Source organism: Streptomyces sp. NPDC005181 (assembly GCF_040608395.1).
Classification (GTDB): domain Bacteria; phylum Actinomycetota; class Actinomycetes; order Streptomycetales; family Streptomycetaceae; genus Streptomyces.
Window position 1 is genome coordinate 1 of record NZ_JBEXID010000051.1, and the last position, 23,341, is coordinate 23,341.

Annotated in this window: 16 protein-coding genes, 1 tRNA gene and 1 pseudogene; 11 read left to right on the top strand and 7 right to left on the bottom strand. The window is 68.5% G+C overall.

Annotated elements, in window-relative coordinates; translation table 11 throughout:
* From ABZV38_RS26880 to ABZV38_RS26895, 4 genes and pseudogenes are all read right to left on the bottom strand, one after another.
* Positions 1-177, bottom strand: a pseudogene (locus ABZV38_RS26880) (MFS transporter); the annotation flags it as partial.
* Positions 178-305: 128 nt separating this feature from the next.
* Positions 306-2,453, bottom strand: coding sequence for an acetate--CoA ligase family protein (locus tag ABZV38_RS26885; RefSeq protein WP_356331027.1), 2,148 nt, complete (start codon positions 2,451-2,453; stop codon positions 306-308).
* A gap of 2 nt (positions 2,454-2,455) precedes the next feature.
* The gene (gene frc / locus ABZV38_RS26890) at positions 2,456-3,685 is read right to left on the bottom strand and encodes a formyl-CoA transferase (protein ID WP_356331028.1); all 1,230 of its coding nucleotides are present in this window, start codon (positions 3,683-3,685) and stop codon (positions 2,456-2,458) included.
* A 16-nt stretch (positions 3,686-3,701) separates the two neighbouring features.
* On the bottom strand, positions 3,702-5,384 hold the full coding sequence (locus ABZV38_RS26895) for a thiamine pyrophosphate-binding protein (protein ID WP_356331029.1): 1,683 nt from the start codon (positions 5,382-5,384) through the stop codon (positions 3,702-3,704).
* Positions 5,385-5,548: 164 nt separating this feature from the next.
* On the opposite strand from ABZV38_RS26895, the gene sucC reads away from it, so the two are divergent.
* From sucC to ABZV38_RS26910, 3 genes are all read left to right on the top strand, one after another.
* Positions 5,549-6,682: an ADP-forming succinate--CoA ligase subunit beta gene (gene sucC, locus ABZV38_RS26900; RefSeq protein ID WP_356331030.1), complete on the top strand. Its 1,134-nt coding sequence runs from the start codon at positions 5,549-5,551 to the stop codon at positions 6,680-6,682.
* 11 nt (positions 6,683-6,693) lie between these two features.
* A complete protein-coding gene (sucD, locus tag ABZV38_RS26905) occupies positions 6,694-7,599 on the top strand; it encodes a succinate--CoA ligase subunit alpha (protein WP_356331031.1) in 906 nt (301 codons plus the stop codon).
* Positions 7,600-7,938: 339 nt separating this feature from the next.
* Positions 7,939-9,507 (top strand): aldehyde dehydrogenase family protein, encoded by a 1,569-nt coding sequence (locus ABZV38_RS26910; protein ID WP_356331032.1) that lies wholly within the window; start codon positions 7,939-7,941, stop codon positions 9,505-9,507.
* 21 nt (positions 9,508-9,528) lie between these two features.
* Here the strand turns inward: ABZV38_RS26910 and ABZV38_RS26915 are convergent, their stop codons facing one another.
* Positions 9,529-10,833, bottom strand: coding sequence for a DUF2254 domain-containing protein (locus ABZV38_RS26915; protein ID WP_356331033.1), 1,305 nt, complete (start codon positions 10,831-10,833; stop codon positions 9,529-9,531).
* A gap of 224 nt (positions 10,834-11,057) precedes the next feature.
* On the opposite strand from ABZV38_RS26915, the gene ABZV38_RS26920 reads away from it, so the two are divergent.
* Positions 11,058-11,145, top strand: a tRNA-Leu gene (locus tag ABZV38_RS26920).
* Here the strand turns inward: ABZV38_RS26920 and ABZV38_RS26925 are convergent.
* The gene (locus ABZV38_RS26925; RefSeq protein ID WP_356331034.1) at positions 11,124-12,590 is read right to left on the bottom strand and encodes a zinc ribbon domain-containing protein; all 1,467 of its coding nucleotides are present in this window, start codon (positions 12,588-12,590) and stop codon (positions 11,124-11,126) included. The two genes, ABZV38_RS26920 and ABZV38_RS26925, sit on opposite strands and share 22 nt — an antisense overlap.
* A 483-nt stretch (positions 12,591-13,073) precedes the next feature.
* Here ABZV38_RS26925 and ABZV38_RS26930 point away from each other — a divergent pair, with 483 nt between their 5' ends.
* Together ABZV38_RS26930 and ABZV38_RS26935 are read left to right on the top strand one after the other, a co-directional pair.
* Entirely contained in the window at positions 13,074-14,357 is a 1,284-nt protein-coding gene (locus ABZV38_RS26930) for a hypothetical protein (RefSeq protein ID WP_356331035.1), read from the top strand.
* A gap of 139 nt (positions 14,358-14,496) precedes the next feature.
* Complete coding sequence (locus ABZV38_RS26935; protein ID WP_356331036.1) at positions 14,497-15,066, top strand: hypothetical protein; 570 nt, start codon at positions 14,497-14,499, stop codon at positions 15,064-15,066.
* 170 nt (positions 15,067-15,236) lie between these two features.
* On the opposite strand, the gene ABZV38_RS26940 is transcribed toward ABZV38_RS26935, so the two are convergent.
* Positions 15,237-17,555 (bottom strand): ATP-dependent RecD-like DNA helicase, encoded by a 2,319-nt coding sequence (locus tag ABZV38_RS26940; RefSeq protein ID WP_356331038.1) that lies wholly within the window; start codon positions 17,553-17,555, stop codon positions 15,237-15,239.
* Between the two features lie 358 nt (positions 17,556-17,913).
* Here ABZV38_RS26940 and ABZV38_RS26945 point away from each other — a divergent pair, with 358 nt between their 5' ends.
* From ABZV38_RS26945 to ABZV38_RS26965, 5 genes are all read left to right on the top strand, one after another.
* A complete protein-coding gene (locus ABZV38_RS26945; protein ID WP_356331039.1) occupies positions 17,914-18,129 on the top strand; it encodes a hypothetical protein in 216 nt (71 codons plus the stop codon).
* Positions 18,130-18,813: 684 nt separating this feature from the next.
* Positions 18,814-19,221, top strand: a complete 408-nt coding sequence (locus ABZV38_RS26950) for a hypothetical protein (RefSeq protein WP_356331040.1) — start codon at positions 18,814-18,816, stop codon at positions 19,219-19,221.
* A gap of 30 nt (positions 19,222-19,251) precedes the next feature.
* Positions 19,252-20,589, top strand: coding sequence for a helicase-associated domain-containing protein (locus ABZV38_RS26955; protein ID WP_356331041.1), 1,338 nt, complete (start codon positions 19,252-19,254; stop codon positions 20,587-20,589).
* A gap of 88 nt (positions 20,590-20,677) precedes the next feature.
* Positions 20,678-22,426: a hypothetical protein gene (locus ABZV38_RS26960; protein WP_356000547.1), complete on the top strand. Its 1,749-nt coding sequence runs from the start codon at positions 20,678-20,680 to the stop codon at positions 22,424-22,426.
* A gap of 120 nt (positions 22,427-22,546) precedes the next feature.
* Complete coding sequence (locus ABZV38_RS26965) at positions 22,547-23,338, top strand: SEC-C metal-binding domain-containing protein (protein WP_356331042.1); 792 nt, start codon at positions 22,547-22,549, stop codon at positions 23,336-23,338.
* Positions 23,339-23,341: the final 3 nt, after the last annotated feature.

The window sequence follows — 23,341 nt, forward strand, 5'->3', positions numbered from 1 at the left end:
GGTGAACGCGTACTCCGACGAGCTGATGCCCATCATGCCGATCCATGGGAAGAGCACCATGGTCCAGCGTGGTCTCCGCATGATGTCCCGGTCGGTCTCACCGAGCCGGTACACGCGGCCGTTGCGGTCCGTCACCTCCCTGAAGGGGACGGATATGGAGATGTCTGTCGTTGTCATGATCGATCGAACCCCTCGCGTGGAAGAAGTCTGGCCAGCGCCCCCTGTCCGTTCCCACTTCGCGTCGCCCGGGGTCTGCGGCCGAGTGGTTCGCCGCAGACCCCGGGGTTCGAGCTCTCGCTCTCAGGTCATCGATCACCGTCCAGCAGTCCGGCCGCACGCGCCCATCGGTACTTGGCGCCCAGTACGGCCACCGGCTTCTCCGTCGTGTACGGGTACGCGACGACGCCGTGCTCGAAGAGGTACTGGCACGCCTCCTCCACCTCGGTGTCGCCCGCCAACGACGCCACCACGGGCTTCTCGATCCCGCGCTCGCGGAACTCCGCGACCACACGCGCCGTCAGCTCGGCGAAGACCATCGGGGGAGTGACGATCGTGTGCCAGTAGCCGAGGACCAGCGAATGGATGCGGGGGTCCTCCATGCCGAGGCGGATCGTCGCCTCGTACGTGGACGGCGGCTCGCCGCCCGTGATGTCGATCGGATTGCCGGCCGCACCGAACGGCGGAATGAACGCCTTGAAGGCCGTGTCCAGATCCGGCGGAATCTCCATGAGGGAGAGCCCGTTGTCGACGATCGCGTCGGACAGCAGCACTCCCGAGCCGCCCGCTCCCGTGATGATGACGACGTTGTCGCCCTTCGGCGTCGGCAGCACGGGCAGCGCCCGCGCGTACTCCAGCATGTCGTTCAGCCCCGGGGCCCTGATCACCCCCGCCTGGCGCAGGATGTCGTCGTACACGGCGTCGTCGCCCGCCAGCGCACCGGTGTGCGAACCCGCCGCCTTCGCGCCGGCGCTGGTACGGCCGGCCTTCAGTACCACGATCGGCTTCTTCGGCACGGTCGCCCGCGCCGCCTCGACGAACGCGCGCCCGTCCTTGAGATCCTCCAGGTGCATCGCGATGCAATCGGTGTTCGGGTCCTCGCCGAACCAGGTCAGCAGGTCGTCCTCGTCGATGTCGGACTTGTTGCCGAGCCCGACGATCGCCGACACACCGGTCTTCGTCGAACGGGCGAAACCGAGGATGGCCATGCCGATGCCACCGGACTGCGACGTCAGCGCCACCCCGCCCTTCACGTCGTACGGGGTGCAGAAGGTGGCACAGAGGTCCTGCCACGTCGAGTAGTAGCCGTAGATGTTCGGCCCGAGCAGCCGTACGCCGTACCGCTCGCCGATCGCCACGATCTCGTCCTGCAGCGCATGTTCACCGGTCTCGGCGAACCCGGAAGGGATGAGGACCGCATTGGGGATCCCCTTGCGCCCCACCTCTTCCAGCGCCGATGCCACAAACTTGGCGGGGATCGCGAAGACCGCCACATCCACCTCACCGGGAACGTCGGTGACACTCTTGTACGCCTTGCGGCCCAGAATGTCATCGGCCCGGGGGTTCACCGGATGGATCTCCCCGGAGAAACCGCCGTCGATGAGGTTGCGCATCACCGAATTGCCGATCTTGTCCTGGTCGTTGGAGGCGCCGATCACGGCGACCGAGCGCGGCTCCATCAGCCGGCGCATCGACGCGAGGATCTCCTCGCGCGGGTACGTACGCCGGGGCTTGACCGTCTCCGTCGACAGCAGGATCCGGATGTCCGCCGCGACCGCACCGTCCGGAGCAGCGATGACCGGATTGAGGTCGACCTCCGCGATCTCCGCGAAATCGGTGACCAGTTGGGAGACCCGCCGGATCTGCTCGGCCAGTGCCCACCGGTCCACCGGCGCCGCACCCCGCACCCCGCGCAGGATCTCGGCCGCGCCGATCGAGTCGAGCATCGACAGTGCCTCGTCCGCAGTGACCGGGGCGAGGCGGAAGGTGATGTCCTTGAGTACCTCCACCAGCACGCCGCCGAGCCCGAAGGCCACGACCTTCCCGAACGTCGGGTCGGTGACCGCGCCGACGATGACCTCCTGGCCGGGTGGCACCAGTTGCTGCACCTGTACGCCGTCGATCCGCGCGTCGGGCGCATACGCCCGTACGTTCTCGATGATGTGGTGGAACGCGGCGCGCACCTGAGCGCCGCCCTCCACCCCTACGACGACGCCGCCGGCATCCGTCTTGTGCAGCACATCGGGGGAGACGATCTTCAGTACGACCGGCCCGCCGAGGCGGTCCGCGAAGGCCACCGCCTCGTCGACGTCCTGCGCCAGCTCCTCGCCCGGCACGGCGATCCCGTACGCATCCGCGACGATCTTGCCCTCGGGTGCCGTGAGCGCACTGCGCCCGGCGGCCCGGACGGATTCGAGCAACGCCCGTACGGTCTCGCGGTCCTGTGATTCGACCATGCTCAGATGACTCCGTTCGTCTTCAGCAGCCGCAGCTCCTCGTCGCCGAGGCCCAGCTCACCGACGTACACCTCTTCGTTGTGCTCACCGAGCAGCGGCGAAGTCACCACATCCACCGGGGAGTCGGAGAGCTTCAGCGGGGAGCCGACCGTGGTGAACGTGCCGCGCTCCGGGTGCTCCACCTGGACGACCATCTCGTTGGCGACCAGGGACTCGTCCTCGATGATCTCCTGGGTGGAGAGGATCGGGCCGCACGGGATGTTGTGCGCGTTCAGCCGCTCCAGCACCTCCCACTTGGGGAGCGTCGAGGACCACTCCTCGATGAGCTGGAACATCTTGTCGAGCTTCGGCAGCCGGGCCTCGGGCGTCGCCCATTCGGGGTCGTCCACCAGCTCCGGGCGTCCGATCAGCGAGGCCAGCGGCTGCCATCCGACGGGCTGCACAATGACATACACATAGTCGTTGGGCCCACCGGGCGCGCACTTCACCGCCCATCCGGGCTGCCCGCCGCCGCTCGCATTGCCGCTGCGCGGCACCTCGTCGCCGAAGTCCTCGTTCGGGTACTCCGCCAGCGGCCCGTGCGCCAGCCTCTGCTGGTCACGGAGCTTCACGCGGCACAGGTTGAGCACCGCATGCTGCATGGCGACGTTGACGCGCTGTCCGCGCCCGGTGTTCTCGCGCTGGAACAGCGCGGCCAGAATGCCCGCGACCGCGTGGATGCCGGTTCCGGAGTCGCCGATCTGCGCACCGGTCGCGAGCGGCGGACCGTCCGCGAATCCGGTGGTGGACATCGACCCGCCCATGGCCTGGGCGACGACCTCGTACGCCTTGAAGTTGGTGTACGGACCCTCGCCGAAGCCCTTGATGGACGCGTAGACGATCCGCGGATTGATCTCCTGGATCCGCTCCCAGGTGAACCCCATCCGGTCGACGGCACCGGGCCCGAAGTTCTCCACCATCACATCCGAGCGACGGATCAGTTCGGTGAGGATCTCCTTCCCGCGCTCGCTCTTGGTGTTGAGGGTGATGCTCCGTTTGTTGCAGTTGAGCATCGTGAAGTAGAGGGAGTCGACATCCGGCAGATCGCGCAGCTGTTTGCGGGTGATGTCGCCGCTCGGCGCCTCGAGCTTCACCACGTCGGCGCCGAGCCAGGCGAGCAGCTGGGTGGCGGAGGGACCGGACTGTACGTGCGTCATGTCGAGGACGCGCACGCCCTCAAGAGCTTTGGTCATGCCAACGGCTCCTCTGCTACTTGTACATGGTCTGGTTCATGGTTCCGGGGGCGTACGCGTCGGGGTCGACCCAGACGTTGATCAGCGACGGCAGTCCGGACTCCCGGGCCCGCTGCAGCGCCGGCGCGATGTCGGCGGGGTCGCGGACCTCTTCGCCGTAACCGCCCAGCATCTGGGCGAACTTGTCGTAGTGGACATCGCCCAGGGTGTTGCCGACCCGCTCGCGCTCGTCCCCGTACTTCGTCTTCTGGCCGTAACGGATCTGGTTCATCGAAGAGTTGTTGCCGACGATCCCGACGAAGGGGAGGTTGTAGCGGACCAGCGTCTCGAAGTCCCAGCCGGTCAGGGAGAACGCGCCGTCGCCGAAGAGCGCCACGACCTCCTTGTCGGGCCGGGCCTGCTTCGCCGCCAGCACGAACGGCACCCCGACGCCGAGCGTGCCCAGCGGCCCAGGGTCCATCCAGTGGCCGGGGGACTTCGGCTGGACGACCTGACCGGAGAAGGTGACGATGTCGCCGCCGTCCCCGATGTAGATCGAGTCCTCGGTGAGGAAGTCATTGATCTCGCTGACCAGCCGGTACGGGTGGATCGGCGAGGCATCCGACTTCAGACTGGGCAGCCGCTTCTCGATCGCGGTCTGTTCGGCGGCACGCAGCTCCTCCAGCCATGCCTTGCGCTTGACCGCACCCCCGTTGAGCCGCCCGCTTGCCGCTTCCGTGACCGCCTTCAGGACCATCCCCGCATCGCCGACGATCCCGAGATCGATGTCCCGGTTCTTGCCGACGGTGCGGTAGTCGAGGTCGATCTGCACGACGGTGGCGTCGGGCGAGAGCCGCTTGCCGTAGCCCATCCGGAAGTCGAACGGCGTACCCACGATCACGATCAGATCGGCGTTGGAGAAGGCGTAGCGCCGCGACAGCTGGAAGTGGTGCGGATCGCCGGGCGGCAGCGTGCCGCGCCCGGCCCCGTTCATGTAGGCGGGGACATTGAGCGTCCGTACGAGCTCGATGGCGGAGTCCGTCGCCCGGGTCGTCCACACCTGACTGCCCAGCAGGATCGCCGGCTTCTCGGCGTGCACCAGGAGATCGGCGAGCTTCTCGACGGCCTCGGGGTCACCGGCCGTACGGGTCGAGGCCCGGTACTGCCCGGCCTCCGGCACCCGGGCCTTCGACACCGGCACCTTGGCGTCCAGCACATCGCGCGGGATCTCCAGGAAGGAAGGCCCGGGTGCCCCGTGGTAGCACTCGCGGAAGGCCATGGACACCATGTCGGCGGCGCGGGCGGTGTCCGGCACGGTGGCGGCGAACTTGGAGATGGGCGCCATCATCTCGACGTGCGGAAGGTCCTGGAGCGAGCCCATCTTGTGCTGGCTGTGTGCTCCCTGACCGCCTATCAGCAGCATGGGCGACTCGGCGCGGAAGGCGTTGGCGACGCCTGTCACCGCGTCCGTGGTGCCCGGTCCGGCGGTGACGACGGCGCATCCCGGCTTGCCGGTGATCCGCGCGTAGCCGTCTGCGGCATGCGCGGCGACCTGTTCATGGCGTACGTCGACGACTTCGATGCCCTCGTCGACGCAGCCGTCGTAGATGTCGATGATGTGGCCGCCACAGAGGGTGTAGATGCGCTCCACCCCCTCCGCCTTCAACGCCTTGGCGACCAAGTGCCCGCCGGAAATGAGTTCCTGGCTGTCCTCGGGCATGGCGGTCCTGTCCCTTCGTAGGGGAGTGCAGGAGCCATTGCCGTGCTCCCGCGGTACATTGCATACAGTCGACGAATACTGTATGAAACTTGTTATCCCGCATCCGGTGGGTGGTGTCCAGGGGGCGAGCGGCACTTTCACAATCGGCACGATCGGGAGTGGCTATGGATCTGTACGAGCACCAGGCACGGCAACTCTTCGCAGAACACGGCATAGCGGTACCGGAGGCCGAGGTCATCGACCACGCGGCCGACGCAAAGGAAGCAGCGGGCCGGCTCGGTGGCCGGGTCGTCGTCAAGGCGCAGGTGAAGACGGGCGGCCGGGGCAAGGCGGGCGGAGTGAAAATCGCGGCCGACCCGGCGGCCGCTGAACTGACCACGCGCCAGATCCTCGGCATGGACATCAAGGGCCACACGGTGCGGACGGTGATGCTCGCCCAACCCGTGGAAATCGAGGCCGAGTTCTACGTCAGTTACGTACTCGACCGAACGACCGGCACCTTCCTCGCCATCGCCTCCGCGGAGGGCGGTATGGAGATCGAGGAGGTCGCCGCAACCCGCCCGGAAGCGGTGGCCCGCATCCCGATCGATCCCGTCGAAGGAGTGACGGAACGCAAGGCGGCGCAGATCGCCGCAGCGGCAGCCCTGCCGCCCGAGACCGTCCCCGTACTCCAGCGTCTGTGGCAGGTACTCACCAGGGAGGACGCCCTGCTGGTCGAGGTCAACCCCCTGGTCCGCACGACGGACGGACGGATCCTCGCGCTCGACGGCAAGGTGACGCTCGACGACAACGCCCACTTCCGTCAGTCCCGTTGGGGAACAGAGACCGATGACCCGCACGGCGACCCACTGGAGACGGCAGCCGCGGCCAAGGATCTCAACTACGTCAAACTCGACGGCGAGGTCGGCATCATCGGCAACGGCGCCGGACTGGTCATGTCCACCCTCGACGTCGTCGCCGGCTGCGGCGCCCGTCCGGCCAACTTCCTGGACATAGGCGGCGGCGCCTCGGCAGGCATCATGGCCGACGGCCTCTCCGTCATCCTCTCCGACCCGGCGGTGAAGTCGGTCTTCGTCAACGTCTTCGGAGGCATCACCTCCTGCGACGCGGTCGCCGACGGCATCGTCCAGGCACTGCGGTCCGTACGTCTGACCAAACCCCTCGTCGTCCGCCTCGACGGCAACAACGCCGCCCGTGGCCGCGCGATCCTCGACGCATACGCGCACCCCCTGGTCGAGCAGGTCACCACGATGGACGGCGCAGCGCGCCGAGCAGCCCAACTGGCCGACGCAGCCTAAGGAGTCCGGACATGGCCATATTTCTCACCAAGGAGAGCAAGGTCCTCGTCCAGGGGATGACCGGCGCCGAAGGCATGAAGCACACCCGCAGAATGCTCGCGGCAGGGACCCGGATCGTAGGCGGCGTCAACCCGCGCAAGGCAGGCCGGAAGGTCGACCTCGACGGCACCGAGATCCCCGTCTTCGGCTCCGTACGCGAAGGCATGGACGCCACCGGAGCGGACGTCACGGTGGTCTTCGTCCCGCCCCCCTTCGCCAAGGCGGCTGTCATCGAAGCGGCCGACGCAGGCATAGGCCTGGCCGTGGTCATCACCGAAGGGATCCCGGTCCACGACGCGGTGGCCTTCCACGCCCATGCCCGTACCCGCGGCACCCGCATCATCGGCCCCAACTGCCCCGGCGTGATCACCCCCGGACAGTCCAACGCCGGCATCATCCCGGCCGACATCGCGCCCGGGCCGGGGCGGATCGGCCTGGTCTCGAAGTCCGGCACGCTGACGTACCAACTGATGCACGAACTGCGCGACATCGGCTTCACATCGGCGGTGGGCATCGGCGGCGACCCGGTCATCGGCACCACGCACATCGACTGCCTGACGGCGTTCGAGAACGACCCCGACACGGAACTCATCGTCCTCATCGGCGAGATCGGCGGCGACGCGGAGGAACGAGCGGCGGCCTATGTCGCGCAGCACATCACGAAGCCGGTGATCGGCTACATCGCGGGCTTCACGGCCCCCGAGGGCAAGACGATGGGCCACGCGGGCGCGATCGTGTCGGGTTCCTCGGGCACGGCGGAGGCAAAACAGAAGGCACTGGAGGCGGCAGGGGTGCCGGTCGGCGCCACGCCGACGGAGACGGCCAGGCTGGTACGGCAGCAGCTGGGGATACCCAGCCCGTCGGGCACATCCGGCTAAGTCGGCATATCCAGGCGGTCGGCACCACCCAACGCGTCCGGGCGACGATCCAGCCCGTCCGGCGATTGAGGACCGGGGTGCGGGGCGGAGCCCCGGTTTCGGGAAGGGGCGGGTAGGGGAAGGCCCGCCGCAGGCGCCCACCCCGCGACCATGGCACCCGCCCCGCACCCGTTCCCGACCCTCACCCCCACCTGGCCTCCGACTTCCACCCTCAACCGCGTGACGTCCCTCACCACTGAGGCAACACCCCTGCCTTCCCCACACCGGCTTCACTACCGTCCGGTAGGAGAGAGTCGTCCCACCTCCCGCCCCGACTGTGCACCGAGAGCGGAGACTTCCATGGCACCGACCCCACCCATCAGCGCCCACGCCCCCACCCTCACCCTCAAACCAGGCACAGCCTGGTCGGACGCCTGGCAACGCTGCCTCACCACCGCCCCCGAGGCGTTCCGGGCCGACCAGGTCCTCAACCTCTGGGCCTCGTCCTGGCAGCAGGACGGCCGCCCCCTCCCCGCCACCAGCCCCGTCGACGGCACCCCCATCGCCGGCCCGCCCCGCCTGGACGCCCGGACCGCCCAACAGGCGGTCCGGGCCTCCCTCGACCAGCACCGTGCCTGGCGCCACATCCCGCTGGCCGAGCGCAGCGCCCGCGTATCCGCCACCCTCGACGCGCTCACCGAGCACCGGGAACTGCTCGCCCTCCTCCTCGTCTGGGAGATCGGCAAACCCTGGCGCCTCGCCCAGGCGGACGTGGACCGCGCGATCGACGGTGTCCGCTGGTACGTCGACAACATCGACCGCCTCCTCGCCGACCGCACCCCGCTCCCCGGCCCGGTCTCGAACATCGCCAGCTGGAACTACCCCATGTCCGTGCTGGTCCACGCCATGCTCGTACAGGCCCTGGCCGGCAACGCGGTCATCGCCAAGACCCCGACCGACGGCGGCGTCGCCTGTCTCACGCTGGCCTGCGCCCTCGCCGCCCGCGAGGGCATCCCGCTCACCCTCCTCAGCGGCAGCGGACGTGAACTCTCCGCGCCTCTCGTCCGCTCGGCGGAGATCGGCTGCGTCTCCTTCGTCGGCGGCCGGGACACCGGGGCCCGTATCGCCACCGAAGTCGCCGACCTCGGCAAACGGCACATCCTCGAACAGGAAGGTCTCAACACCTGGGGCATCTGGAACTTCACGGACTGGCCGTCCCTGACCGCCGTCATCCCGAAGCTCTTCGACTACGGCAAGCAGCGGTGCACCGCATACCCCCGCTTCGTCGTCCAGCGCAGCGCGTTCGACGAGTTCCTGTCGGCCTACCTCCCCGCCGTCCGCTCACTCCGCACCGGCCACCCCCTGGCGGTGGCGGACCCGACAGCCCCGCTCCCCACCCTGGACTTCGGCCCGCTGATCAACGCGGCGAAGGCCAAGGAACTGGCCGATCAGGTGGCGGAGGCCATCGACCGGGGCGCGATCCCCCTCCACCGAGGATCGACGGCCGACGCACACTTCCTCCCGGGTCAGGACACCAGCGCGTACCTCCACCCGGTCACGCTCCTCAACCCGCCCCCGTCCTCCCCGCTCCACCACGCGGAACCGTTCGGCCCGGTCGACACGATCGTCCTCGTCGACACGGAGGCGGAACTCCTGGCTGCCATGAACGCCTCGAACGGCGCCCTGGTGGCCACGCTCTCGACCGACGACCCGGCAACGTACGAGCGCCTGGCTCCACAGATCCGCGCGTTCAAGACCGGCCACGGCACCCCCCGCTCCCGAGGCGACCGGGACGAACTCTTCGGCGGCTTCGGCGCGTCCTGGCGCGGGGCCTTCGTGGGCGGCGAACTGCTGGTCAGGGCGGTGACGGACGGCCCGGCAGGGGAGCGTCTCCCCGGCAACTTCCCGGACTACCACCTGATGCCGTAACTCCCAGGAGGAACACCCGCCTCACCTGATCCCCTGACGATCGGGAAAGAGCGCGAACTCCCGCTCGCCGACGTCGGGCACCGTGCGCTCCACGGCCTTCACCAGGAGTTCACGGTGCCTGACCAGCGCGCCCTTCCGGTCCTCCGGAGCCAGCGCCACCACATCGTCGATCCCGGCCAGCATCCGCCGGGACACCTGTGGACTCCTCGTCGCACACCACCGGATCTCCTCGAAGGCAAGATCCACCAGATCGGTCCACTCCGGCCCGTCCTGCACAAGCCGCACCGCACCCGCCCTGTCCCGGTGCTGCACCGCCCCGAGCGGCAGGTGCACCATGGCGGCCAGCAACTGCACGATCCGGTCCAGGCACTGCACGGCAGTGGTGGGATCGTTCACCGCCGGGGACAGGGCCCGCAGCGCGATGTCCGAAAGCTGACGCAGTCCGAAGGCCAGATCCTGGTGCGGCGTGCGCTCGACTCCCACCGAGATCGTGTACCTCGGCATCCGCCGTGGCGGAGCGGCCCCACCATGAACGGCCAGTACCGGCGTGCCCGGCACCACGAAGTCCCCGATCCGCGGGATCAGCCGCACCACCACCCCCTGCCGCCGGGCAGCCCGCACCAGCCGCGCCACGTTCACCTCGCGCAGCACTCCCGCCCGCTTCGAGTACGCGATCCGAGCGGTCTCCGGCCCGAGCGGCAACTCCTCCCACACCCCACCGGGCATCCGCCCGAGCACCCGCAGGCACTCACGGGTGATGCGATCGACGACCGGCCCCACCTGCATGAGCCGCAGGGTCGAGCTCACGTACGCGATGAACAGCAACAGACTCAGGCCCACCATGGCCAGCGTCAGCATGCTCTGCAGCAGCGGCACGGACGTGACCCGCCGCGGGTCGCTCTCGCTCTCGTACGAGGTCAGCACCAGCAGCGAGAACGAGAACGTCGCCAGGAACACCGTCAGCGTCAGCTTGCTGATCCGGCTCCTGACGAAGATCCTCACCACCCGTGGCGTGAGCTGACCGCTCGCCATCTGCACAGCCACCAGCGAGATGCTGAAGACGACGCCGATGAAGGTCATCATCGCCGAGCTGATGGTGGTGACGATGGTCCTGGCGTCGTCGGCGAACCTGATCAGATCGCCGACTTCCTCGTACGCCTGCTCGTCCTTCAGGTGCGTGACGATCTCCGCATCGAGCGCCGAGACGCCCCACCACAGCGCGAAGGAGCACAGCAGTCCCACCGTCGGAGCGAACCAGAACGTATCGCGCAGATGCTCACGCAGGGGGGACAGCGCCCGGGGCCGCCGATAGCCGCGATCACTCATGTCCGCGAAGGTAGCCCGGCCGCCCCCGCAGGGCCCGTATGCCGCCCGGTGAACCTCTGGTGCACTGCGCGTACGCGGACGACTCCGGAGCATATGCGATGCATCCCGGGTCCCTCGAGCGTGCTCACCACACCGCACTGACCACCGAATATGCAGATGAGAGGCACCCCAAACCCCTGGTATTGTTTGCTTTGTCGCCGCGGGAGACCGGGGCCGATCACCTGGTCCGGGTGGCGGAATGGCAGACGCGCTAGCTTGAGGTGCTAGTGCCCTTTATCGGGCGTGGGGGTTCAAGTCCCCCCTCGGACACCAACCATTACCCCACGGCTTCTTTGAAGCGGTGGGGTTTTGTCGTTTTTCTGGTGGTGCGGTTCGAGATGGATCTCGACCCGCACTGTCGTCTGGCCGGGGGCGAATGTGAGCCGTAGCCCTACCTGCCGGTAGATCTCGGCCTTGTCCACGGGGTCGGCCTGGCGGATGACGGAGGCCAGATCGCTGATGGACCGAACGAGCCGGGCGATCTCGTCTCGGGTCATGCGGCCCGTCGGCGTGTTGGTGGCGGTACGCAATTCCGCTTCGGCCGTGGCGCGGCGGGCCTGGGTCTCGGCGATCCATGAGGTGATCAGGGCGGGGTCGGCCCCTGCTTCGAGTGCTGCGCGATGGGTGGCCAGCTTGGTGTCGCATGCGGTGATGACGGCCCGGGCTGCGGCGGCGGTGGAACTCTCGCCTGTGCGGTCCGGGGCACAGGCGGCCATGAGGTCGATGGTTTCGTCGAGACGGTGAGGCAAGAAGATCTTCGCCAGCCAGGCGTCGAGGGGCGGGATGATCCACGCCTCGCGGAGGTAGACGTTGCGGGGATGCTGAACGCGGTTGGCGAGGGCGTATTCCTCAGGGAAGCGGCACCGGTAGTAAGCCTCGCCATGAGACCACTGGCCCTGCATCCGGCGAGAGCAGGCGGCGCAGGCGATACGTCCGCGGAAGAGACAGACGTTCCTGGTGCGGTGCTCTTCGTGGGGTGCCCCTTTTCGGGCGCGGCTGGCGAGTACGTCCTGGGCGCGGGCGAAAGTCTCGTCGCCGATGAGCGGGGTGTGGGCGAGCTTCTTCGAGACGATCCACTTGTCCTGGGTGTTCCAGCGCATCGTGGTGGTGTAGCCGAGCGTGACGTCCTCGATGTCCAGCAGGCTCTCGTGCTCGGCTTGTCCCTGGCCCGCCTCTACCTGGACTACCAGGACGTCCTGCACAACCAGATCGTCGTCCCCCTTGACGCGCACCCCGAGCTTTACGCCGAAGCCCGCCGCCATGCACGAGAATTCGGTGATGCCCTCTCCTTCCAGCGCAGCGATCTCGCTCTCTTCCATCTCGATGTAGGAGAGCGGATCATCACCTGCCGCCTCGTCGAAGTGAAGTGCTACACCGCGCTCGACGACATCGGCGCATACCAGCGCCTCAAGACCAAGGTCGGCCGACAACTGGCACGCAGCCAGATCGTCCTTGCCGAGTCCTTCGACCCTGCCCTCAGCACACCCGACCGCGTCGACCGTCCGGTCAAGAACCTCGCTCTTGACTCCATGCTCAGCTTCTACCTGGAGCGGGCCGCCCGCCACGGCACCTTGAACCAGACCACCCGCATGGCCGCACACCAACTGCTTGACAGCCTCGACGATGGCTACCGACTGCAGTTCACCCGGAGCGGACTGATCTTCGACCTCGCCCGGACCGGAACGGACCGGGAAACTGACGACGGAGTGGAGTTCCATCGGATCGGCAGCGACCTGATCGATGAACTGGTCCAGGCAATCCCAACGGTGCGGCCCGGCGTGCCGGACTCCTCGGACGGTGGTGTCTCGGAGGACAAGGCCGACCAGGTACCGGAGCCGGACGGAGCGGCCACCGCGCCTACCCTGGCGCTGCTGCGACCCTCCGTCCCGCGCCTAGCTGACGCGGCATTCCGCGCGCAAGACCCTGCGGTCGCGAACGATGGGAAGGGAGAGGTAGCGGGCCAAGTAGTCAGAAGGCCTGCGAGGGGCACAGAGCTTGATCCGGGCCAGGCCGCTACCCCGCAACCCCCTGCGGAGGGGAGTGCGTCGGTATCGGAAGGCGAGCTGGGGTCGGCAACGCCCAGCGTTCCCGCACCCAACGCTGTCGCGCCTCCGGAGCCGCAGTACCCGATGGCAGATGAGCGCGAACAAGATGCGGCTGCCCCGACACCTAAGTCCGTCGATCAGCCCTCGCGTGCGGCCATGAAGCTCAACCCGAGTGGCTTCCACGACGCGCCCACCATCGACGCTCCAAGTCTTACTGCACCACCCGTCACCGGAGCCGTGCTGCCCGCGATCTTCCTCGGAGTCACCCGCCCCTCACCACAGTACGGCGTGCTGGGCGAGGTCGCCGGCCGCACGATCGCCCTCGACCTCGACGAGACCCATACGATCAGTCTCTTCGGAGTCCAGGGGGGCGGCAAGAGCTACACCCTGGGCAGCATCATCGAGGCGGCTTCCCTGCCGGCCCCGCCGGTCAACAACCTCCCGCACCCGCTGGCCACCGTGGTCTTCCACTACAGCAAGGCCCAGGACTATGCGCCTGAATTCACTTCGATGGTGCATCCCAATGACGACAGCGCCCAGCTCGCTGCCCTCAAGGAACGCTACGGGGCAGAACCGCGCGCCCTGACCGACGTCCTACCTCTCGCGCCGGAGGGGCAGGTGGACGACCGCCGCGCGGACTACCCCGGGATCGAGGTACAACCTCTGGCCTTCTCCTCGGCCGAACTCAAGGCGGAACACTGGAAATTCCTCCTTGGCGCCGTCGGAAACCGGTCCACGTACATCAAGCAGATCGCCAAGGCCATCCGTAAGCGGCGCAACGACCTGAGCCTCGACGCGATTCGTCAAGAACTGGCCGACTCACGGATGCCGGACCACATCAAAGATCTCGCCGAGGACCGGCTCGAGCTCGCCGAGGAATACATCGACGACAGCGTCCGGCTCACCAGCCAAATCCGACCCGGCCGACTCATCATCGTCGACCTGCGTGACGATCTCATCGAGAAGGACGACGCTCTCGGCCTATTCGTCGTCCTCATGCAGCTCTTCGCCGACGCCCGGGACGGCGAGCGCCGCTTCAACAAGCTGGTCGTCTTCGACGAAGCGCACAAGTACATCGACAGCCCCGACCTCGTTGCCGGTCTCGTCGAGACGGTCCGCGAGATGCGCCACAAGGGCATGAGCATCCTTGTGGCGAGTCAGGACCCACCCTCCGTTCCTGTCCAACTGATTGAGCTGTCCAACCACGTAATCCTGCACAAATTCACGTCCCCGGCCTGGCTGAAACACCTGCAAAAGGCGAACGCAGCCCTGTCCGGACTCACCGCCGAGCAGTTGGCCCGGCTCGGCCCCGGCGAGGCGTACGTCTGGTCGAGCAAGGCCACCGACCCGGCATTCACCCACGGTGCCGTCCGTATCCGATGCCGGCCCCGTATGACCAAACACGGTGGAGGGACCAAGACCGCATCCGGCGGGCAGTGACCCACGAGGTGAGGTGACGTCAGACCGGTCAACCGCTGACCGAAGCACGGACGACCGTGTGCCGCCGCCGCATGGCGAGTCGACACCATTCTGAGAACCGATCAGCCGGTCTGGTGCCACAGGCCGGGAGGGGCAGATCATGGGATACACACTGGAGGTAGGCGCTCCCTACTCGAAGCAGGTCAACTGGCCGAAATCCGCAGCCAATCTCGTGCTCAATGAGGCGTACGTAGAGATCATCTACGCGTTCGACGGCCTCGCGTCCAGCGAGCGGGCTGCGTTCAACACTGGGGTGGCGGCGTTCGCTGTCGTTCCGGGCGACAGGCATCTCATGTGGTGCCATCGCTTCGAAACCTTGCCGAGCTCGGGGGACCAGCCCACGTCTCTCGGCTGGGGAGACTCGCCCTGGGAGGCCCACCGGCAGCGCGACCGCATTGTCGGGGTGCCGGGTCGGGCAGGAGAGCCTTTCCCGGTCCACATGGTGCTCGTTGATTCAGGGACGGGCATCGTCGAGGCCCTGCGCGTCGTCGACCTGGACGGAGACCTTGCCGACGCGTTCAGGCACGCTGTCGCTCGACAGTTCGCGCTGCCCCATGACGAGGCGGCCGCATCCCGGGAGATCAACGCTGTCTACCAGCGGCATCCCAGTACGCAAAGCCTCCTGTCGGAGGCCACCGCCGGACAGTTGATTCCCGCGCTCGACAACTGAACCGCCGACTCATATGGGGTAGCGGGCCGACATCCACCGGCGAAGCGGTGCGCATTCGCTCCCGCCTACGAGGGCAAGGTCCAGCTCTGCCGCCAGCGGCGTGGTTCGTGGAGCACGGGAATCGATCCCCCTCGGACAACGAGTTTGAGCGAGCAGTGTTCTGCGGTCGCTCAGTCCCAGGCGAGTTGACCGGATGGCGTCTTGGAGCGAGGGCCTGGCACAGCGCCTGCGGCGTGGGTGATGCGGTAGGTGAGGGCGGTGTTGCGGCGTTGCGTGTGGTTGTTGGCCACGGCTCGTTCGACGGCCTCCTTCTGGCCGATGAGCAGGACGCCGTGGCGGGCGCGGGTCACAGCGGTGTAGAGCAGGTTGCGCTGGAGCAGCGGCATTCCGGCAGCGCTGATCATGGGGATGACGACGTAGGGGTACTCGCTGCCCTGGGAGCGGTGGACGGTCAGCACGTAGGCGTGGACGAGTTCGTCGAGGTCGGCGAAGGGGTAGGTGGCCGCCTCGCCGTCGGTGAAGGTGACGGCGAGCTGGTGGGCTTCGAGGTCGACGGCGGTGACGGTTCCGCTCGTGCCGTTGAAGACGCCCGTCTCACCTCGGTGGGGGTTGTTGCGGACCTGCTGGACACGGTCGCCAAGACGGAAGACCGATCCGCCGTGGTAGTGCTGGGGCTTGGTATCCGACGGCGGGTTGAGGCTGTGCTGCAGGCGCAGGTTGAGGTCGGTCATACCGGCGATGTTCTTCTTGCCCGGGCACAGGACCTGGATGTCCTGCGGACTGATACGGAAGTGGTGCGGCATCTGTTCCGTGACCAGTTCCACCACGCGTCGGGCGATGTCCTCCGCGGCGGGTACGGGGCGGTTCCAGAACACCTTCGGATCGTCCTGGGGCAGTTCACCGCGCAGGATGCGGTGTGCGTTGATCACGATAGCGGCGCTGTCGTCTTGCTGACGGAAGACCTTGGTGAGGCGGGTGCGCGGGATGGCCTCGACATCGAGTAGGTCGCGCAGGACGCGGCCCGGGCCGACGCTGGGCAGCTGGTCGATGTCGCCGACCAGCAGCAGGTGGCAGCCGTCGCGGACGGCGGAGAGGAGTCGGCGGGCCAGGTTGAGATCGAGCATGGACGCCTCGTCGACGACCACCAGGTCGGCTGCTTCCAGGGCGCTGGCGTGGTCGAAGAGGGAGTCACCGTCGGGCGGGCGGATAAGCCGGTGCACGGTCATCGCGCTCTGCCCGCAGGTTTCCTCCAGCCGCTTGGCCGCCTTTCCGGTCGGGGCGGCCAGCGCGACCATCGCCCCAACATCATCCGCGATCTCGACGAGGGTGCACAGGGTGTGGGTCTTGCCGCAGCCCGGTCCGCCGGTCAGGACGGAAAGGGGTCGAGTGAGAGCAGTGCGGATCGCTTGATGTTGCTCCTCGGTCAGTCCGGCTGTCTCGGCGGTGGAAAGAGGAGCCAGGCGCTCGTCCCAGGGGGCGAGGTCGGCCAGGTGTGAGGAAGAAGCGATGAGGCGGCGTACGTGCCAGGCGAGCTGCGTCTCGTCCTTGTGCCGGTGCGGGAGCTGGGCGATCTCGGTGTCCGCTACCGCATCAGCACCGTCCTTGACCGGCAGCGGCAGCGTCTCGATGACCACCTCGCCCTCGGCGCACAGCGATTGGAGGGCATGGCGCAGCACCACGTTGTCGAGGATCTCGGCGCTCGCGGGGTCGTCGTCGGTCAGGAGGTGCCGGGTGCGGGTGATCAGTACGCGTGTCGGCAGATGGCAGTGGCCCTGTCCGCCGGCCTCGTCCAGTTCATGGATCAGCGCGGCTTTGAGGCGTGCATGGCTGTGCTTGGGGACACCGACGGCAAGAGCGATCTTGTCGGCGTTAGCGAAGCCGATGCCGCGCACGTCCCGGCACAGCTGGTAGGGGGTACGGCGGACGATGTCCATCGGGTCGTCGTCGGCCTCGGCGTAGGTGGTGTAGATCTTCACCGCGAGGGTGGGGGTGATGCCCAACCCCTGGAGGAACACCATGATCTCGGCGATGGCCTTCTGTTCCTGCCAGGCCTCCGTGATACGCGCCAGCCGGATGGCACCAATGTTGTGGACGTCCAGCAGGCGTTGCGGTTCGGCGTCGATGATCTTCAGGGTCTGCTCGCCGAAGGCGTCCACGATCGCGGAGGCGAGCACCGGGCCAATCCCGCGGATCATTCCCGAGGCAAGATAGAGGCGGATGGCCCGCTCGTCGGCGGGCACCGTGCGCTCGCAGTGATCTGCCGCGAACTGCCGCCCATAGCGGGCGTGCTGGGTCCACTTGCCACGCAGCCGCAAGCTCTCTCCGGGCTGCACGCCGAAGAGCGCCTTGCCAAACGCGGTGACGCTGTCCTCGTCGCCGATCGTGGTAGTCAGCCGCAGTACCGTGCGCTCGTCGTAACTGACATGCAGCACATGGTCGATGACGCCCTCGATTGCATCGGGGGCATCTGGGGGCATGAGGTGAGACACGCGCTCTCTCCACGGGTGCGTACGGCGACGGATCGCATGATGCTGCCGGATGAGACAAGGTCAGCATGGGGCTCCAGGCGGCGGATTGTCGTCCGCTTGAAGGATTCTCCTCACCCAGACGAGCGACCTAGGACCAGGTCAGGAGCCGCCCAACCAGCAGCGCCCCACATCGCAAGCGCACCGCGCCGCCCGAAGCGAACTTTGCCGCGGGACGGCGATGCTCATACCCGGACACTGAGAGTCACTTGCTCACCAACTTCGCCTCGTAGGCGATCAGTTCTCATCGGACGCTATCGTTGCGTGTATGCGCCGACCACCATGTCCCAGGGCGATTCAGTGAGTGGTGGAGGAGAGAGTCTTGGCGGAGAGCGCGGGTACGCCGATGGAGCGGCTGCGAGCACTGGACCACCTCAGCCCCCGTGACGCGGAGATCCGGGAAACTGCCGGTGGCGTTGTGGAGGTCCTTCGCGAGCACAAGATGCTGCGTGCTCTGCTGCTGGAGCGCCCGTGGGACATGGAGAGCCGTGTGGCGAACCAGACCATGGCCGCGGGCCTTCGATACATCGTCCTCTGACCGCAGCCGCAGCCGCGGCCGCATCCGAGACCGGCCGACCGGGCATTCCTGCCTGGTCGATTGCGGGTTACGGGGTAACGTGCAGCTCCAGCTCGGTGACAAGCGGCGTGATCCGTGGGGTATTGGTATCGATCCCCCCTCGGACACGTGCGAAGAACCCTTGGTCGGTGCGCTGACCAGGGGTTTTCCTTGTGTGGGAGCTGTGTGCCCATGCGGCCCCTTCGTCGCACAGAAATAGATCATGCTGTGACCTGCGGTTTTGTTGCCGCCAATCCGTGGGGGTTCAAGTCCCCGGAATGATAAGAATGTTCGCTTTCTTGCTTTGGTTCTGGCTACGGAGCGGGCTTGACGTCAGCAGTGGGGCTTGATCGTCCTGCTGTCGATCCCGGGCCTCCAGGAGCGCTTTCAGCAGGATCCTCGCCACCTCCGGCATGATCTCTGGAGGGTGTTCGGGGACGCTGACCGTCGCTCCTCCTGGGTGTCTCCTCTCGGCAGGTAAGGGGCAGCGTCTCTTCGCGGGCAATGAAGTGCACTTGAGCATGGCGGGGCAGACGGTCCGGTTCGCATTCGCGAGCGGCAGGAGGTCTCGGGGGTGCGCGGCCCAGACGCCAGCCGTTCCCCGCCTACCAGTCCGGCGTCCCCGACCGCGGCGGTTCCGGTGTTCCGGGTTCCGGGGAGCGCGCGATGAACGACGGTGCGCTCGGAAGCCTCCTCGACGCGGTGGTCGACATGGTGCTGGTCGACGCCTACGGAGAGGAGGAGCAGCTCGGGGCATGGGAGACCGTCCTGGAGGACGTGATCGCCGTGCCGGCGGAGGCCGTCCTCCTGGGGCGGCTGGTCACGGTCACGGAGATCGGTGTCCCCTGCGGCCGCCCGGAGGTGGCCGCGTACTGCCGGGCCGCGCAGGGCGGAAGCGGTGAGATCGCCGTCGCCGACCTGGTGTTCCCGCCGGCCTCCGAGGCGGCCTGGCTGCACGCTGCCTACCGGCGTTTCCTCGGCCTTGTCCCGTTTCCCGCACGGCCCCGGCCGGACTGGACCTGGCCGCCTGACCGACGCCGTAGCCTTGCGCCTGCCCCGCCACGGCCTGCCTGAAGCCGCTATGACCTGAAGGACTGCAGCGACATGACCGACCGTACGACCGCGAAGGCGCCCGATGCCTTCGACGCCATCGACCGCCCGACCGAGCACGCCGCGCAGGCCGATCTCCGGGCGGTGCTCCAGCTGTGCGCTGCGGGCAAGCTGCGGTGCAGCGCCAAGACGCTGCGGCCGGCCGCGGCGACGGTCGCCGTCGTGGCCGAGGTTCTGACCGGCGGCGACTTCTACCCGCACGAGCCCGTCGCCGCGTATGCATGGCCACTGCTGTTGCAGGCCGGGGGTCTGGCCGAGCTGTCCGGCAGCAAGCTCCAACTCACCGTGCGCGGCCGGACCGCGCTCACCAAACCCGCCCACGACACGATCCGCCTGTTGTGGCAGAAGTGGATCACGCGGGGCGTCATCGACGAGTTCTCGCGCTGCGAGGAGATCAAGGGGCAGCGCGCGGCGAACGTCCTGACCGCGGTCAAACCCCGCCGCCAGGCCGTCGCCGCCACCCTCGCCAGGGCCGCCGAGGGAGAGTGGGAGGAGGCGGACGCCTTCTTCGACCGGGTCCGCTCAAGCGGCAACGGCTTCGCGATCGCCCGCAGCGAACGCGCCCAGTGGCGCCTGTACCTGGTGGACGCGGAATACGGCAGCATGGGCTACGCCGGATACGGCGACTGGCCCCTCCTCCAGGGTCGCTACACCCTGGCCGTCCTCTTCGAGTACGCCGCCACCCTCGGTCTGATCGACGTCCGCCACACCGCCCCCGCCGGGGCGCGCGCCGACTACCACGATCAGTGGGGCGCCGACGACCTGGACTACCTCACCCGCTACGACGGCCTGCTCGCCCTGCGCCTCAACCCGCTCGGCGCCTACGCCACCGGCGCAGCCGGCACCTACATCCCCTCACCGCGCACCCCGGACAGCAGCGACGGCCGCCGCATCAAGGTCCTCGGCAACTTCGACGTCATCGCTCCCGACGGACTGCCCGCCGCTGACGAACTCCTGCTCTCCGCCTACGCCGAGCACACCGCCGACCGCGTCTGGCAGCTCGACTCCCGTTCCCTGCTCGCCGCCCTCGACGCCGGGCGCACCCTGCGCGAACTGCGCGAGTTCCTCACCTCCCGCAGCGACCACACGCTGCCCGACACGGTGGCCGTCCTCCTCGCCGACGTCGAGGCCCGCGCCGGAAAGCTCACCGACCTCGGCCCCCTCCACCTCGTCGAGTGCGCCGACCACGCGCTCGCCCTGCTCCTGGTCGGCGACCGCACACTGCGCCGCCTGTGCACCCCGCTCGGCGAACGCCACCTCGCCGTACGCCCCGACGACCTCCCCGCCTTCCGCAAGGCCGTCCAGGCGCTGGGGTACGTACTGCCGAACTGAGGGTCCGCGTGGGGGCAGTCGCGCTCCGGATGGTGCCGCCGGGGCCCGGCGAACAGGTTCCGGCGGCACCGGAGCTAGGGTTTCGGGCATGGTCACGTCCCCCAGCCTCCAGCAATTCCTCGCCGAGTTCGCCTCCCTCGTCGACCCGCTGACCGAGCGGGAGCTGAGGCAGACGCTCACCGCGTACGCCACCGGCCTGCCCAGCGGAAGCCGGGCGGCCTTCCTCGGCGACCTCAAGGCCCTGCTCGCCCCCGACGCGTCATCCGCCGGCGGCCGGCGGCCGGACACGCTCATCGCCGACATCGAGGCCTTCACCACGGACGTCGAGTCGGGCGTCTTCTACGACCGTTGGGACTGGGACCCGGATCTCGGCCATGAGCGCGCCTTCGGCGACGCGTCCTGGGCGCCGCGCATGGACGCCCTGTTCAGTCGCGCGGCCGGTTGTCTCCTGGCCGGGGAGTACGACTTGTCCGCGCGGGCGCATCGCATGCTGTTCGCCGCCCTGGAACTCGAAGGGGACGAAGGGCCCCTGTACAGCTTCGAGACCTCGGCGGCCGCCATGCTGGACACCGACCTCACCGAGGCCGCCGCCCGCGCGCTGCGCTCCCGACTCGACGCCGTCGCCGACCCCGCCACGGCGGCCGAGGAGCTGGCCGAGCTGTGGCTGACCGGGCTGCCGTACGGCCATGAGCCGCGCTCGCTCGCCGCGGTGCGCGAGGCGCTGCCGTACGACGTCGCCTCCCTCGCCGACTTCGCCCCGCACTGGACCCGCGCCCTGGTCTCCCGCGCCGCCCAGGGCCATTCCCCGCTGCGCATGCGGCTGTTGAGGGAGGCCGCCGGATACAGCGGGGGAACCGACGCGCTCGCCCAGGCTGCCCGCGCGGGCGGGATCGATCAGCCGGACGCCTACCTCGGCCTCGTCGACGCGCTACGGGCGCAGAGCGAGGCGAAGGCCGCAACTCATGCTTGCGAGGAAGGACTCGAAGCCGCCGGCAACCGGCGGGAGGGGGAGCACGGTTGGGCCGTCCACCAGTGGGCGCCGCTGGCCGAACGGGCGGCCGAGCTCGCCGTCGAGCGGGGTGACACCGAGGCCACCGCCGCCCACCGGGCCCGCGCCTTCCAGCTCCACGCGTCCACCCGCCGTCTGGTCGCACTCTACGAGGCCGCCGAAACCCACCAGGCCGGGGCCGGAGCGGAGGCCGCCGGACTCGCCGCCGACGAGATCGCAGCCGGCGAGGCGGGATTCCGCCACGCCTACCTGCTCGCGTTCCAGGCACAGGCCCTGCTGCTCGCGGACCGGGTCGACGAGGTTCTGGCCCTGCTGCCGACCGGCACCGAGGAGCAGTCCTACAGCAGCTACCGCAGTACGGACGTCACCATGACCGTGCTTCCGTACGTCATCGCCGCGGCCAGCGGCGCGGCGGCCCGTCCCGACTGGCCGCACACCGTTCTGCACTCCCTGTTCTTCCAGGCCGCGACGGGCGGCCGCACGGTCCGGTACAGCGACGAACGCCACGAGGAGGAAGCGGAGGCCGGCACCGCGTACGCCACTCATCTGCAGGACTTGCTGACCCGCCGCGCCACCACTCCCGCACGGCGCGCGCACTGGCTCAAGATCGCGCGGGCCGTGAGCGACCGCTCGGTGCGCCGCATTGTCGGCTCCCAGGACCGGGCCTCCTACGAGGAGGCCGCACGGTTGGCCGCCGCCTGTGCGGAGGGGCTGCTGATCGCCGACGGCGACGGACATTACCTCGAAGGCATCCGGGACAGTTATCCGCGCCACATCGCCTTCCGCCGCGAGGTTGACGCCGCGCGACGCGACTCCTCACTGCTGTGACCCACCGCTGCGGATCTCCGCCGTGAACGGGCCGCAGGCGGGGTCCTGATCCCCGGCTGGAAACCGGCCTGCGCCGCACGGTTGAATGCCCGGATGGCAGCCGTAGTGACCGTAGAGACCGTGCGACAGACCGCGAGCAAGGCGGCCTTGCGTACCGGGGAGCAACTCCACCGCCAGGGGGCCGTACGGGAGTGTGCCGCGGCTGACGGCGGTGCCGCCGGAGGAGTCGTCGCCCAAGGGGCGCGGCACAGCGTCTGGGTCGGGGTGGTCGACCGACGGCTGACCGGCACCTGCGACTGCGGCTCCCGCAGCGCCTTCTGCGCACACGCCGTGGCACTCGCTCTCGCCGCCATGCACGATGGCATCGACTGGGCTCCCGCGCCGCAGCGGGACCCGGACCGGGCCGATGCCGCGGCAACCTTCCGCGCCCTGTCCGCCGCCGAACGCGGCGGTGTGCTCGACGCGTTGCTGGCCGAGCGGCCCGAACTGCGCGCGGAGGCGCAGCGCCTGGCGCTCGCCCTGCTCAGCCCGACAGGCACCTCCCGAAGCACCCCCGATGCCGCGTCCACCGCACTGTCGGACCTGCGCCGGCGCTGGCCCGAGTCCACCGAGTCCTACGGCGACGACTACGCCAGCTACGCCGAGCGGCCGCAGACCGACGCGTGCACCTATACCGAGGCGGGTGCCACCCGGGTGCACATCGTCAAGCCGACCCTTGCGTCGTACGAGGAGTTCGCCGCCGGGGAAGGGCTTCCGGTCGACGATGCGGGGACCCGCCGCACCTACAGCCGACACGTACTCCGCGACCGTCCCGAGCAAGCGCCGGTCTGGCCTCCGCCGCGCAACGGGCCGTGCTGGTGCGAGTCGGGCCGCAAATACAAGAAATGCTGCGGCTCCCCGGCCAGGAACTGACCA